The organism is Vicinamibacteria bacterium (assembly GCA_035620555.1).
Classification (GTDB): domain Bacteria; phylum Acidobacteriota; class Vicinamibacteria; order Marinacidobacterales; family SMYC01; genus DASPGQ01.
Window position 1 is genome coordinate 1 of record DASPGQ010000797.1, and the last position, 13,266, is coordinate 13,266.

The window sequence follows — 13,266 nt, forward strand, 5'->3', positions numbered from 1 at the left end:
CATAGCCTGGTCGCGCGCAAGGCGTTCCGGTTCATCCTTCCCTCTGTAATTCTACTCGTCGTCGTTTACGCTTTCGGGTTGTTTCAAACCTCGGGCACGGAGTCGAGGGTTCGTATGGCCCATCGCCGACTCTTCGTCGGCGTGCATCTCGCGGCGTTCGTTTTCGTGAGCTTCTGGTATCCGCACCGGGGTCCGGTCGAAGCCGCGCTCACGCTCTCCCGGAGTACGGACTTCGTCGACCGCCTGGTCATCGTCGATGGCGACGAGGACGCACTGGGGGGCCACTACTATCTCAGGCGCGAAAAGCTCGACGTCTCGCTGATTTCACGCAGCGACCTAACCGCGTGGCTCCGCAGGGAACGGCCTCGCGCCCCACTCTATATCCTCGTGTCGAACGAGCCACTTCCCCCGACCGCGGTCGAACCGCACGCGTTGGAGCTCGTCGGCGAATTCCGAAACTGGCCGGATCTCCAGCGACACGCTCGCCGGTGGCTTTACCGTCTTCGCTCGTAGAGGGCCAGCGGTCCCGTGGCGGCTACCAAAAAACCGAACGCCGTGGGGCTGTTCACCGGTAGCCGCCGGGAGACGCTAGTCACTCGCCCAGCACGGTCTTCAACGACTCGATGCGAGCGTTGATCTCGGCGAGGCTCACCTTTCGGAAGCGCTCGGGGAGGAAGCGCGTGTCGGTGCACTCCTTGACCGCGAGAAGGTCCATGAGCTGGAGCCTCTCGACGTGGGCCGAGGGACGGAAGTCGGCGATGGCGGCCTTGATGCAGGCGGGAAGAGACGTCGCCTCGCCCTGGCCGCGCTCCTCCGCGTCCTTTCCCGTCTCGTAGACTCGTAGAGCGCGAACGAGAATCCCTTCCATCTCGTTGCCTCCGATCTGGTCGTTGTCCGGAAGCCTGGGCAGATCTTTGGGCTCGACCGGCATCTTGAGCTTTCGCGCCATCGCCGCGAAGAGCTCAGCCCGTCCCTCGGCGTCGCCGGGAGGAAAGAGCGGGATGTGGACGTCGAGGCGACCCTGGCGCTTCAGATCCACTTCCACGAGATCAGGCCGCGAGGTCGCGAAGATCCAGATGATCTTCCCGCGGTTGCGGGTGTCCGACATCTCCTTCGCAAGCATCCCGTAGACCCGGCCGGAGAGTCCCGAGTCGGAATCGCCACCTCCGCGCTTGCCCGTCATCTGGTCGGCTTCGTCCACGAAAACGATCACCTGGCCGAGAGCGTGGAGGATCGAGAACACCTTCTCGAGGTTGCCCTCCGTCGCCCCCACCCACTTCTCCCGGAAGTTCTTCATCTCGACGCACGGAATGCCGATCTCGCCCGAGAGGCACTCCACCAGGTAGGTCTTGCCCGTGCCGATACGTCCGGTGAGGAGGTAGCCCATCGGAATCGCCATCGTTCGGCCGCGCCTCAGAAGAATGGCGTCCTCGCGAAGCCAGGCCTTGGCCTCGACGTGGCCGGCCACGTCGTCCAGTGTCCGGGTCGTCTCCAAGAACTCGAGTCGCCCCGCCGCTTCTTTCTCGATGAGCTCCTTCTTCATGCGGGTCAAATACGCACCCGTGATCCGCTCCCGGCTCGTGAGGGCACGCTTCAGAAGCGTGCGCACGGATACGCAGGAAAGGCCCACGAGCTTGTCGGCCAAGACGTCGCGGCTCACTTCGGAGGCTTTTTCGAACTGAGCACCGTCGGGAAGTATCGCCTCGACGAAGGCCCGAATCTCAGAAGCGCTCGGGAGGGGGATCCGGATCTTCGCGCTGTACGGGGTTTCCACCAGGCTCCGGTTCAAGTCGGTGAGATTTTCGGTGACGAGCACGGTGGCGATGAACGCTCCCGTGATTTCCGGGTTCGCCGCCCAGTCCTGGATCTGGATGAGCGTCTGGCTGAGGTCGGCGACGTAAATCGGATCTCCCTGCGGAGCGATGAACTGCGCGTAGTCGAGGATTACGGCGGCTTTGAGCGGGGCCGCGACAACTTTGCCGTTTTCGACTATCGTGCGGCGCCGGGCGAAGCTCAGGATCCGATCGATGAGCTCCAGAGCACGCTTGGGGTCGCGCGGAAGCTGGTCCTTGAGGTCCAGCCGTTCCCAATTCTGTGCCACCGCGTCGAACCCGGCGGGAGCGCCGCGGAAGGCGTCCACACCCTTCAGGAAGCGGAAGACCTCCTCGATCGGTTTGTAAGCATCCGCGCGGAAGGGATCCGGGGGCTTGATGCGAACGCCTCGCCCGCGGTCGTAGAGGATGACGACATCGAAAGGCTGGAACATCGTGCCGGCGAGAAACTCGTTGAGCGAAACGAAGCTCGATTCCAAACGCGCGTCGCCGGCCGGAACGACGTCGAACACGTTTCCGTAGAGAACGAACTGGCTCGTCGCGCCGGCCCGAAACAACTGGCGCGTCTCCTCCGCCCAGCGGGGAAGCTCGACCGAGGTGACTCCGCTCATCGCTCTCTTTGGACTGTTTTCGGGCGGGGAGGGGGCGGGTGTGGCGTTTCCTCGTCCGGCTCATCCGCCACGGGCCGCGAGAGGGGAGGAACCGAGCCCGCTTCGAAGTCGGACACCGAGATGTCCGAGAACAGCTCCGCATGCTGGTCGAGAAACCGGGACGTCTCGCCGAGCGTTCGCGAGACCGCATCGAGCCGCGCCGAGATCGCTTCCGGGGAGCGGCTCACGGCGCTCTCCTCCCGCACGAGCCGCACCTGTTGTTCGATCCGCTCGAGCTCCGCGTCCACCACGGCGAGATTACCGGCGGCGGTGTCCAGATTGGCGAGGCGTTTCTGCTGTATTTGAAGCGTCGCCTTGAGGGAGCGTGCCAGTGGACCCTCGGCATCGCCGGCCGCCGCGAGACGGGTCGTGAGGCTCTCGAGATCGGCTTCGAGCTTGGCCCGGTCGACCCGCCGCAGTGTGTCGATAATCCCCTCGCGGGACGCGAGCAGGCGGAGAAAGAGCGCAAGGAGCTGATTGAGGTTGCCGGCACGGAAGTCGGTGAGACCGCTCTCGCCCGGACCCAGACCGAGGATCTCCCGGCACAGCACGACGAGCGCCCGGTAGCGGCCTTTCGAGGAAACGTCGAGGCGATCGTAGGCCGCCTTCATCCGGTCCTCCGCGGTTCCCTGCCGCGCGAGAAGCCGTTCGCCATCGACCAGCCGCTGAAACCGATCGCTCGCCGAGCGGCCCCCGACGAAGGCCACGAAAGCCGCGAGCCCGAGAAACCAGAAGCCCGGATTGACGAAGCCGGCGAGCCCGAAGGCGGTAAGGAGCATTTGAGTGAGAGGCATGGCGCCGAGCACCCTGGACCGCACCGGTTTCCAGAACGCAGCCTTGACGTATTCCCAGTATGGGAGACGCTCGCCGGCCATAGCTCAGCTGTGCCTCACTTCAGCGTATCCACCTTCCGGAAGGCTTCGCCCACTGCCGCCACCGCCTCCTTGAAAGCCGCCGTCTCCTGAACGGCCAGCGGATCCGCGTCCCTCGTCTTCGGGATTCCATCGCGGAACTCATGGGCGATCCGACCAGGGGCCGCCGCCATCACCCACACCCGATCCCCGAGGTAGACCGCCTCGGCGATGGAGTGGGTCACGATCAGGACGGTGGCCTGCACTTCGTGCCACAGCTCCATGATGAGCCGCTGCATGTCCAAGCGGGTAGGCTCGTCGAGGGCGGAGAACGGCTCGTCCATCAGGATGATCTTCGGCTTGAGCACCAGCGTGCGCGCGATCGCCACCCGCTGCTGCTGTCCGCCCGAGAGCTGGTGTGGATACTTGTGCTCGTGCCCCTGAATGCCCACCTTGTCGATCCACTGGCGCGCGAGCGCTTCGCGCTCGGACCTCGGGAGCTTCACCTCGCCGTGGTCGAGCTCGAGGCCGAAGGTCACGTTATGAAGAACAGTCAGGTGTGGAAACGAGCTGTACTTCTGGAAGATCATCCCCCGGTCGCGTCCGGGTCCGGTGACGCGGTGCCCGCGCACCCGCACCGCGCCCGAGCTCGGTGGGTAGACGTCGGCAAAGCCCTGGATGAGGTTCAGGATGGTCGACTTACCGCAGCCCGAAGGTCCGATGATCGCCACGAACTCCCCGTAGTCGGGAACGTCGTCGATCCGGAAACTGACGTCGCGGATGGCGGTGAACTCTCCCGGCAGTCCGGGGCTGAACGTCTTGGTAACGCTCTCGAACTCGATCACCGCCGACCGTGTGTTCACCGCTTCTGATCTCGATAGGGGAAGAGCCACCGTCCCGCCGCCGCCCAGAGCTTATCGGTGAGGAAGGCTACTGCCACGATGATGACGAGAACGAGGTAGATGTGCTCTCGCGGCCCCCGACGCTGGGACGTGATGATGATCCCGCCGAGCCCGCGGCCCACGTCCACCATCTCTGCGAGCAAGATGTAGCTCCAACCCACACCGAAGCCCAGCCGCATCGCTTGCCAGATGTCGGGCCAGGCAACGGGCAGCAGCACCCGCCTCACGGCATCCCATCGAGTGGCGCCGAGCGTATAGGCAGTTTTCAGATAGGTGTCGTCCACCGTATCCACCGCCGCCACGAAGAGAGGGACGAGGTAGATGGAGAACGCCAGCGCGAGGAACATGACCTTCTGAAGCTCGCCCGTCCCGAAGAGAGACAAGGTGAGCGGCACCAGAGTGGGAATGGGGAGGTACGCGCCGAAGACCGTCAGCGGCGTGAAAGCCGCTTTCACTTTCGTGAACGCGCCCATCAGGAGCCCGAGCGGAAACGACACGGCGAACGCGAGGAGGAATCCCTCGACCACGCGAGTCAAGGAGACGCCGAGGTTGCGAGTGAGCGCCCGGTCGAACCAGAGCTGCCCAAAAGACGCCACCACCTCGCCCGGTGAGGGGAGGATGGTCGGCGAAATCATTCGCTCCTCCGCCGCTCCGGTGGTGGCGAGGGTCCATACCCCGAGTAGGACGACTACGGGAACGAGGCCCAGAAGCCAGGTCTTCCATGCCGGCAGCTTCTCCCGAATACGCAGCAGTCCGCTGTGAACGGACTGCGGCGCCTCGGTCGTCACTTCGCTTCCGGTGGATAGACCGAAATCTCGACGCGCCGATTCAGCGCGTGGTTCGACGGATCGTCGGGGTTGGCCGGTTCGTCCCAGGCCATACCCTCGATGGTGAATTTGTTCGGATCGAAGTCGTACTTCTTCACCAGAGCTTGCCGGACGGCGTCGGCGCGGTCCATCGAAAGCCCCTTCACGTCCTCATAACGCGTCCCCTTTCCTCTCATCGAGGAGTCCGTGTGCCCGACCACCGCGACCACCGCGCGCTCGTATTGGCCGACGAGCCGGGCCACTTTCTCCAGCGTGGCAGCGACGCTCGGGTCGTAGAGCGTGTTGGGTATGGGCTTACCCATCTCGTCGTGCTCGGGCTCGAAGACGTTCGCGGAGTTCGGATAGAAGTTGATCCGGATCGTCTGGGTGAGGATTGGCGACTCGGCCGCGACCTTCTTGTAGCTCGTCGGCGCGAAGGTGGATCGGCTCTCGTCCTTCTGATGGGCGAAGGTTCCCGCCCGGTCGAGCTCCTGGATGATGGAGAAATCCATCACCTCGTCGAAGCGCACCGGGGTGTCGATGAGTCCGAGCTCGCGATAGACGAAGGTGACGTTCTTCCACGTCCTCTCGAAGTTTGCGGGGTCGTTCGCGTTCAGGAAGAACGCTTTGTTCTCCCCGAAGTTCGTGGAGTGGGCGTCCTGCGCCATCGCCCGAACCTCGTCGGCTTGCATCCCGTAGCCGTCGGCCATCCACTGGTAGGCCATCTCGCGCTGAGCGGGGTCCTTCAGACGGTCCATGCCATCGAAGATCCCCGCGACCAGGCCCTTGATGATTTCCGGGTGGTCGTTAGCGAAATCGGCGCGCGCCGCCCAGACGTCGGCGATGAGCTTGTTCGCCTCGGCGGTCGTGGTGAGGATCCGCGTTCCCGTCACCTTGTCCGGGATGTTGTAGATGTCGGGTGCCCAGGAGACGCAAGCATCGATCGACCTGTCGGCGACGAACGCCGCCGCCGCCTCGAATGCGGTGGCGGTGTACTTGTGGTTGACGTCGGACGGCTGGACTCCAGCGTTCAGCAACAGGTTATTAATGAAGTACTGCGAGGGCGAGTTTTGGGCGTAGACGATGGTCTTCCCCTTGAGGTCGGCCACCGAGCCAATGTTGCCGCGGATCACGATGCCGTCGCCTCCCGAGGACCAGTCGACCTGCTGGTAGATTCGCGGGGCACTCCTGGAATCCTTCATGAGGTCGGGAGCGAAGAGAACCATCATATCGAGCGTACCCCAGAGCACGTGGCTGTCGCCCGACGCGAAGGCGTCGCGGGCCACCACGGGATCGTCGATGAGCCTGAGGTTGACCTGAAAGCCGTGCTTCTTCGCGAAAATCGACTCGGGGTTGGGAGCGAATCCCCCGTTCGCCGCCACGATGGGGAGCCACCCAATCCAGACGTTGATGGGGAAGTTGACGACCTTTTGTTGCGGGTCCCACTTGTAGGCGGAGACCCCTTTGACTGGCGGGAGCTTCTCACCGGGTACGTACTGGTACTCGTTGACGGTGGTGATTCCTTGGGTGTCCTGCGCCTCGACCCTCTGGAACTGGTCGAGGTCCACCTGCTGGGAGCCATCGCGGCCGCCCGGGGCGATGAGGTCGCGGAAATAGAAGGCTGCACCTCCCAGGCATGCAAGAACGAACAGGAACAGGACCAATTTCCCGAGCGCGGTCGGGCCGACCTTCGGCTGGTCTTCCGTTTGTGCCATCTTGGACTCTCCTTAACTTTGCTTCTCCGGCCCCATTTCCTTCGTCGGGAGCGGTGCCTTGGTCTCCTCGACGTCGGGCGGCGGTGATTCGAGACCGTAGGCGGCGGCGAACTCGGCGAGCGCGGCATCGGCCAAAGCCTGCTGCTCGGCTTCGAGCAGCTCGACCTTGGTCGTGTCGATGGTGGAGGCGGCAACGCGCGCCCGCCCGGCGGCCTTGTCGCGTCGCTCGGTGAGGTATTCCTCCACGCGGTTGAGCGTGTCGCCGCCACCGCCGATAGACGTGATCATGCCCGTTGCCATCTCCTGGAGCTCGGCCTGGGCCTCGAGCATCTGCGTTTCCGTCATCATTCGCTTGAGCTTCTCGATGGTCTCCTGAGCGTCGCGGACGGCGACGTCGCGCGACTTCACGAGCTTGGTGTACGTTTGTTCGGCCACCTCGAGTTGTCTGCGATTCTCCTCGAGCTGCTCCTTGACGGTCTTGAGCTGAAGGGCGTATTGCCCCGCGGCGTTGCGGTTTCCCACCTTGAGGTTCGCGGCCGCCTTGGCGGCGAAATCGCGCTCCTGCGCCTCCAGGTTTTTCACCTGGCGCAGCAGCCGCTCGGCGAAGCCGGCATGGTTCGCCAGGTTCTCGTTGAACCTCGCGATCTGCCGGCGGAGATTCTCCTTCTCGGCTTCGATGAGAGCCCTGGGATTCTGCCGCTCCAGACCCGAGATGAAGAGGCTCAAGAAGCCACGGAAGAGGTTCGCGATGCGGCTCAGCATAATTGGCCCCTCCTCTCGGCGCTCGCGCCGGCACGTTGACGCGCGCCAGGAAACAACAGCGGAATCGATAAGATTTTATCAGGGCCCGGGCGAAATACGAGTCCCATCCCGCCGCCCGTAACCCTGTTGAGTCTCGCTCACGTTCTTCCTGGAAAGTGACGCGAGTGGGGGCGGGCAAATCGTCTCAGATGCGCCGCATAGAGCTCTGTCGTCCGTGGCGCGAAGCCGATTCGCCTCCGCCTGCCTTCGCGCGTTTCTTAATGTTTTCGGCGAGCTTCGCCGGCGCGTCGTTGAGGGCGCCGCCAAGCCGGTTCATTGACGCACCGCGCGGTGAGCTTCGATGAGCGCTCTCGCCCCTGCCACCACGCCCGCTGCGGGATTATCGCGCTCCCGAAACGTTCGCGCGCCGATCCAGGCGCCGTCCATGAGAAGCGCGAGTTGCGCCGCTAGCTCCTCGGGATCGCGCAGCTTGGCCTCTCGGGCGAGATCGGCCAGGCGGCGGCGAACGGCCATTTTGTGCCGCAGAGCGACCTGATGGGCCGGGTGCTCGAGCTCGGGAAACGCCATGGCTGCGCCCTGAAACACGCAGCCTAGACACTCCGGGCTCGACGCGAGCTTGCCGACGGCATCGAACAGACTCCTGAGCTTCGCCTCGGCGGAATCAGCGCGCTCCATCGCCGATTCGGCCCACGCCCAGAACCGCGCGTCGGTTCGCTCCAGGTAGGCGGCGATCATTTCGTCTTTGGACGCGAAGTGACGATAGAGCGTCATCTTCGCGACGCCAGACTCCGACAGAATCCGGTCGATGCCCACCGCTCGAAAGCCATAGCGCTGGAAGAGGTCTCCGGCTGTGTCGAGCAGGCGATCCCGAGGTGACGCTTTCCCTTTTCCAGCCAAACGACCTCCTTACGAGTTTCTCTCTCCTGACAATTATACAGACCTGTCAGTATTCTCAGATGATACAGATAGGTCTGTATAATTCCAACCAAACCACGATCCACATTCCATCCCTTCCCGAAAGTTACGGTTCGAGCGATTGCAGTAACTGGCAACTCGAGCCGGAGCGATCCCGATCCAGACCAGGAATCGTGCTAAGAATTGCCGATGAAGCACCGGACTCGACTCGTGAGGCTCGCCGTTGCATTGACGAGCGGGGTTTGGTACGCGCTTTCCAGCTTCGTCTATCTCTTGAAGCGCCCGTCTCTCTGGCCTCTCTCGCTGCTCCCGGCGGTGGCGACGGTTCTGCTCGTGAGTGTGGGTCTGGCGGCCGGATTCTGGATCGGCCCGGCGCTGGCCAACGGTGTCATCGAAGGGGAAAGCCTCTGGGTCTCCGCCGCGAGCGTCGGCGCGCGGTTTGCGGCGGTCCTGGGCGGCGCCGTTGCAGGACTCGGCGTTGCGCTCCTTCTGACCGCGCCCTTCCAGGAACTCTTGTCGCGGAAGGTTGAGCACCAGCTGCGCGGTGAGCTCGTGGACCCGGCCCGAGGCATCCGCTGGGAGATGATCCAGGCACTCAAAGGTGCCCTCTATTTTCTTTCACGCACCCCTTTCGTCATCGTGCTCGGGCTGGTCCCAATCGCCGGCCCGCCGCTCGCCCTTCTCTGGGCGGCGCACAGCCTCGCTTTCCAGCAAACCGACTCTACCCTGGCGCGCCACGGCCTCGACTTCGGAAATCGCCGCCGGTGGCACCGGCAGCACCGCATCGAAAGCATCGGCTTCGGCCTCGGCGGGCTAGCGACGCTCCTCGTCCCGGTCGCGAATTTCCTGCTCATGCCCGTTCTCGTGGTGGGCGCGACCCGGATGGCACTGGCGCGCTTGCCTCGAGCCGAGCCGAGTGGATAACGGATAAGCTCGATTCGTATCGTCGCTCTCCGAGCGGCGCTTCAGCTTCAGCTCACCTCTACTTGAATCGGGCCCTGCCTTCGAGAACTTTCGGGCGATCGTCATGAAACAGGGATTGGCTGTCATCGCCATCGCGTTTCGGATCCTCGTGAGCGTGTCCTCTTCGGCGAACCACCAGGGGATTCCACAGGCCCGGGCGCGCTACCTTACTTGCTTTGTGTCCTCGTCTGATGACTTCACTTCTTTGGTCCGACCAAACCATGGCCTCCCATCGGCATGGTGACGAAGCGCTCGCCAAACCCGGCGATGAACGGCTTGCCCCGGGCGATCGCCCGCCGTACGGCCGGGAGCGCGAGAGACGCCTCGTGGTCATCCTTGCTCTCCCAGACCTCAGTGACCCATATCGCATCGGCGTCCTTCTCGTCTTTCGCAATGATGTAGCTCACGCAGCCAGGCATGTCTTTCGTGCCTGCCAGCAGGATCTCGATCAGCGCATCGCGCTGGTCCGGTGTGGCGATGATCTTGCCAATGAGCCCGTACATCTTAACGTCCTCCAATACCTTCTCCTCTTGATCCGGACGCTCAGTGACGGTCAACGCCAGCAGAATGATCACGGACCTCGTAACCACTGTGATCTATTCCTTTCTGATTCGCGGGGGTTTGACGTTGGTTCCGCACCGCCTCTTGTGGAATCTTCCCCCGGAGACCGGCCGAGATTGTGTTGGCGATGACGAAATCGGTCCTGTGGTGAAGGAGTCCTATCATGACCTGCAACAATTCTATAACCGGCTTGATCTTGTGAATCACTCACTTTGGAATTCTGTTACAGATTCCGCGTTTTCAGATGATCGGCATCAGGCTTGACAGTGCGCGGCGAAAGCAGGAGAGTCAGTGTCAAGGCACTTTCGTTTCGCGGTGCGGGCGGCCTTGCCGGTCATGCACCATGATGCACACAAAGAACTGCTCCACCGAAGGTGACTTCTCAGACCTCGAGCGTCACGCCAGGGGCCTGCGTTCGATGCGATACTCCGTCCAAACGAGCCCACCGCTGAGCGGTCTCGTGGGCAACCTGTGGTCCCTGAGCGATGCACCGAGCCACGAGCGCGAGCGCAAGACGTAGAACGCGATGGCGCGATCCACGTTCTGAAGAGGAGTGTCTCCGATGAAGCGATTATCCTCGACTCTGAAAGAGTTCATCGAGAAGCAGGAGCTGCTTCGAATCGCCTGGACCGATGGCGGCGCAGCACGCGTCGTACCTGTCTGGTTCGTCATTCTCGATCGGCAGTACTACATCGGCACCGGGTCCAGAAGCGCCAAATGGAAAGCCATGAAGAGGCGGCCGCGCGTCGGCTGGGCCATCGATGGCGGCGCGAAGGGCAAGTACAAGGGCCTGTCGGTGCACGGCAACGCCGAGGAGGTGACCGACGGGAAGCTGCGGGCCAAGCTCTATGCGGCCTTTGGCAGAAAGTATTTCGGGTCGGCGGATCATCCCAAGCACAAGGAGATCTGGGGAGAGGTCGACGATCCCGGAACGGTCTTCATTCATCTGAAAGTCGCGGACGGCTTCTGGTGGGAGTACTGAGGGGAGAGCTCTTCAGCGGACAGGGGTAGGGAAATTATTCTTCGCACAGTATGCTTTACGGACGACGACGTCGTGTTCACCGTTCTCCTGTCGCTTTCCTCTGAGTCGACGTCGCGGACGCTGTCGCAATCCATTTACGTTCCCATCGATTTTGGCGTCGCCAACGAGATCGAAGGCCTCGAGATCTGGGTCGCGGGCGACGAGGAAACCCCGTTCACTCCCGGCTCGCGGACGTTCCTGTTCACCTACTTCACTGTCCACACTCAGGCTGCGCTCTTGGAGCGCCCGTCTCCTGGACCGGCCGCGGCTAGCGACTGCCGCACGCCCTCGCTATATGGCGTCTTCGTAATGTTTCCGATCAGACGTTGGAGCGCTGAGTCATCGACGATGAGAGGTTCCGCCAGCAAGTAGTGCATTTCGACGAACTCCCGCAGAAAGGGGTCGAAAAGACCCAGAAGACGCAACATCGTCTTGCCCGCAACGATGTAGCGCGGACGCCCGCCGTAGGCTTGCCGCGCGAGCTCGAGCTGCGTCGTCACACCGGCGCCTCCCAGGTTCCACGCCCGCCCGAACGCCGCTTCAGTGTCTAGCAGCTTTGCCACCACCGGACCCACGTCCGGCACGAATACGAACTCGTGCGGCCGTTCGATCGGTCCGAGCAGTTTTGCTCGCCGGTTTTGCTTCGCTGCCGAGAAGAGGTCGCTGAGCAGGCTTCGTTCGACGCCCGGACCGTAGAAATCCGGTAGGCGTAGCACCGTAGTCCGGATCCGGCTGCTGGTGTGAGCCGCGAGAACAAGATCCTCCTGCTCCTTGCGCTTGCGACCCTTGAAGGTATGGGGCTCTCTGGGATGATCCTCGGTCACGCGAGCGCCCTGTGGCTTACCGAAGACGTACAACGTTCCGATCAAGAGCAGGCGGTCGACCTTCTCCTCGATGGCGGCATCGATGACGCGGCGCATCAGGACGGGGTGTAGATGAAAATCCGTGTAGGGCACGCCCACCAGATATACGACCGCGGCGATGCCCCGCAGAGCCTCACGAATCGTCGCCTCGTCTTCCGGATCCCAGGTGGCCACTTCCGCCAGGGGATCGCCACCGAACACGCTCTCCAGAGTGGTCCGCGATCTCCCGACGGCGCGGTAGGCTCGGCCTTGCTCTCTCAGCGCTGCGGCGACACACTTGCCGATGGCTCCCGTGGCGCCAAGGAGCCCTACCCGATCCCCCGATTCGACCGCCATGCTTCACCCTCCTCAGCTGGTCGGCCCTGGGCTTCACATGTTCAACCCAGCATCGGTCTCGCCGAGATCACGCCGCCGCTCCACTGTAGCGTCCATCATCTGCTCGCCTCCTTAACTGATTCTTGGTCGTCCGGTCAAGTCAACTCGTAGCCTCGCCTACGGCAGCACTCGAGTCCAGGATTCTCGAAGGCCGCGATCGCGCTTGATGCCCTGTCGGCGAAAGCGTACGCTGCACCCCGAGGTTCGCCGAGGCAAGATGCGCTACACCTCGCGGCGGGTCCTAAGGTGGTCCGCTGTGCCCGATATTGAGCTTCTTCAACTTGCACAGCTTACGGTGCTCTCTTCGCCAACGCGAATCGCCCTGCGACGTTCACTCGGTTAGACAGGCGGCCGGGCCAGAATCATCGGTCGGCCGTGCCGACCGCGTCCCGCCTCGTAACATTCTTGACGAGACGCTCCTCGTTCACGCGCGGGCGGTGGCGAGGCGTGCCGCGCGCCGGAGCCGCCAGGCGGCGAGCAAACCGGCGAGGAGGATCACGAGGCCGCCGTAAGCCACTGTCCTGAACATCCGGGGTGCGCTGATGGTCAGCGTCAGGAAGTCAACGTTTCCCGTCTCCCAGAACACCCACTCGCCCGCGATTTCCGTCGCGAGGAGCGGGTTGCCCGTCTCCAGCATCACGATGCCGTTGCCGGTTCGGGGATTGAAGCGTGCAGCAGTGTTGATCGCGGGCTCGTTGTTGCCGTCGTGACCGACGACGAACCCTCCTCCGTTGTTGCTGGTGGAGAGAATCGTGCCGAGGCCCCAGATGTCCTGGCCCATCTGCGATGCGTGAGGTCGCCACATCTCATCGATCGTCTCTGGGTCGGGCACGCCGCGCCCCACTGGCTCTCCATCGGGTCCAGGGAGATGGGCCTGGATAAACCGCGTCTCGTTGCCTTCCGTCGCCAGAACACTTCCTCCGGCTCCGACGACGGCGCCGATGACCGCTCCCTTTTTCCCGCCGACGACCGCCCCGAGCACGGTGCCGAGACCAGCGCCGATACCGAGCTTCCGCGGGGAACGATCTTGCATCTCAGCCTGGACCGCGA

General features: G+C 63.3%; 13 protein-coding genes. 3 read left to right on the top strand and 10 right to left on the bottom strand.

Annotation, left to right across the window (positions count from 1 at the left end; all coding sequences use genetic code 11):
* Positions 1 to 513: hypothetical protein (locus VEK15_32015; GenBank protein ID HXV65365.1), on the top strand; the 513-nt coding region annotated here is incomplete at its 5' end.
* A gap of 79 nt (positions 514 to 592) precedes the next feature.
* Here VEK15_32015 and VEK15_32020 read toward each other — a convergent pair.
* From VEK15_32020 to VEK15_32050, 7 genes are all read right to left on the bottom strand, one after another.
* Positions 593 to 2,443 carry an AAA family ATPase gene (locus VEK15_32020; protein HXV65366.1) on the bottom strand — a complete coding sequence of 617 codons (1,851 nt, stop codon included), beginning with the start codon at positions 2,441 to 2,443 and terminating at the stop codon, positions 593 to 595.
* Positions 2,440 to 3,276 carry a hypothetical protein gene (locus VEK15_32025; protein ID HXV65367.1) on the bottom strand — a complete coding sequence of 279 codons (837 nt, stop codon included), beginning with the start codon at positions 3,274 to 3,276 and terminating at the stop codon, positions 2,440 to 2,442. Before VEK15_32025 ends, VEK15_32020 begins: the two co-directional genes overlap by 4 nt.
* 95 nt (positions 3,277 to 3,371) lie before the next feature.
* Positions 3,372 to 4,196, bottom strand: coding sequence for an ABC transporter ATP-binding protein (locus tag VEK15_32030; GenBank protein ID HXV65368.1), 825 nt, complete (start codon positions 4,194 to 4,196; stop codon positions 3,372 to 3,374).
* The gene (locus VEK15_32035; GenBank protein HXV65369.1) at positions 4,193 to 5,023 is read right to left on the bottom strand and encodes an ABC transporter permease; all 831 of its coding nucleotides are present in this window, start codon (positions 5,021 to 5,023) and stop codon (positions 4,193 to 4,195) included. The genes VEK15_32030 and VEK15_32035 overlap by 4 nt, the downstream gene beginning before the upstream one ends.
* Complete coding sequence (locus tag VEK15_32040; GenBank protein ID HXV65370.1) at positions 5,020 to 6,756, bottom strand: phosphate ABC transporter substrate-binding/OmpA family protein; 1,737 nt, start codon at positions 6,754 to 6,756, stop codon at positions 5,020 to 5,022. Before VEK15_32040 ends, VEK15_32035 begins: the two co-directional genes overlap by 4 nt.
* A 12-nt stretch (positions 6,757 to 6,768) precedes the next feature.
* The gene (locus VEK15_32045) at positions 6,769 to 7,518 is read right to left on the bottom strand and encodes a PspA/IM30 family protein (protein ID HXV65371.1); all 750 of its coding nucleotides are present in this window, start codon (positions 7,516 to 7,518) and stop codon (positions 6,769 to 6,771) included.
* A 312-nt stretch (positions 7,519 to 7,830) separates the two neighbouring features.
* Positions 7,831 to 8,415 (bottom strand): TetR/AcrR family transcriptional regulator, encoded by a 585-nt coding sequence (locus VEK15_32050; GenBank protein HXV65372.1) that lies wholly within the window; start codon positions 8,413 to 8,415, stop codon positions 7,831 to 7,833.
* Positions 8,416 to 8,622: 207 nt separating this feature from the next.
* On the opposite strand from VEK15_32050, the gene VEK15_32055 reads away from it, so the two are divergent.
* Positions 8,623 to 9,357 (top strand): EI24 domain-containing protein, encoded by a 735-nt coding sequence (locus VEK15_32055; protein ID HXV65373.1) that lies wholly within the window; start codon positions 8,623 to 8,625, stop codon positions 9,355 to 9,357.
* Positions 9,358 to 9,593: 236 nt separating this feature from the next.
* Here VEK15_32055 and VEK15_32060 read toward each other — a convergent pair whose 3' ends face one another.
* Positions 9,594 to 9,971: a putative quinol monooxygenase gene (locus VEK15_32060; GenBank protein ID HXV65374.1), complete on the bottom strand. Its 378-nt coding sequence runs from the start codon at positions 9,969 to 9,971 to the stop codon at positions 9,594 to 9,596.
* Between the two features lie 548 nt (positions 9,972 to 10,519).
* On the opposite strand from VEK15_32060, the gene VEK15_32065 reads away from it, so the two are divergent.
* A complete protein-coding gene (locus VEK15_32065) occupies positions 10,520 to 10,939 on the top strand; it encodes a pyridoxamine 5'-phosphate oxidase family protein (protein ID HXV65375.1) in 420 nt (139 codons plus the stop codon).
* 263 nt (positions 10,940 to 11,202) lie between these two features.
* Here the strand turns inward: VEK15_32065 and VEK15_32070 are convergent, their stop codons facing one another.
* Complete coding sequence (locus VEK15_32070) at positions 11,203 to 12,177, bottom strand: NAD-dependent epimerase/dehydratase family protein (protein HXV65376.1); 975 nt, start codon at positions 12,175 to 12,177, stop codon at positions 11,203 to 11,205.
* A gap of 463 nt (positions 12,178 to 12,640) precedes the next feature.
* Positions 12,641 to 13,266: hypothetical protein (locus VEK15_32075; GenBank protein ID HXV65377.1), on the bottom strand; the 626-nt coding region annotated here is incomplete at its 5' end.

Bases quoted from the DNA above. Each gene is read 5' to 3' on its own strand.
- VEK15_32045 (HXV65371.1), bottom strand. From the start codon at position 7,518: ATGCTGAGCCGCATCGCGAACCTCTTCCGTGGCTTCTTGAGCCTCTTC.
- VEK15_32055 (HXV65373.1), top strand. From the start codon at position 8,623: ATGAAGCACCGGACTCGACTCGTGAGGCTCGCCGTTGCATTGACGAGC.
- VEK15_32065 (HXV65375.1), top strand. From the start codon at position 10,520: ATGAAGCGATTATCCTCGACTCTGAAAGAGTTCATCGAGAAGCAGGAG.
- VEK15_32020 (HXV65366.1), bottom strand. From the start codon at position 2,443: ATGAGCGGAGTCACCTCGGTCGAGCTTCCCCGCTGGGCGGAGGAGACG.
- VEK15_32070 (HXV65376.1), bottom strand. From the start codon at position 12,177: ATGGCGGTCGAATCGGGGGATCGGGTAGGGCTCCTTGGCGCCACGGGA.
- VEK15_32040 (HXV65370.1), bottom strand. From the start codon at position 6,756: ATGGCACAAACGGAAGACCAGCCGAAGGTCGGCCCGACCGCGCTCGGG.
- VEK15_32025 (HXV65367.1), bottom strand. From the start codon at position 3,276: ATGCCTCTCACTCAAATGCTCCTTACCGCCTTCGGGCTCGCCGGCTTC.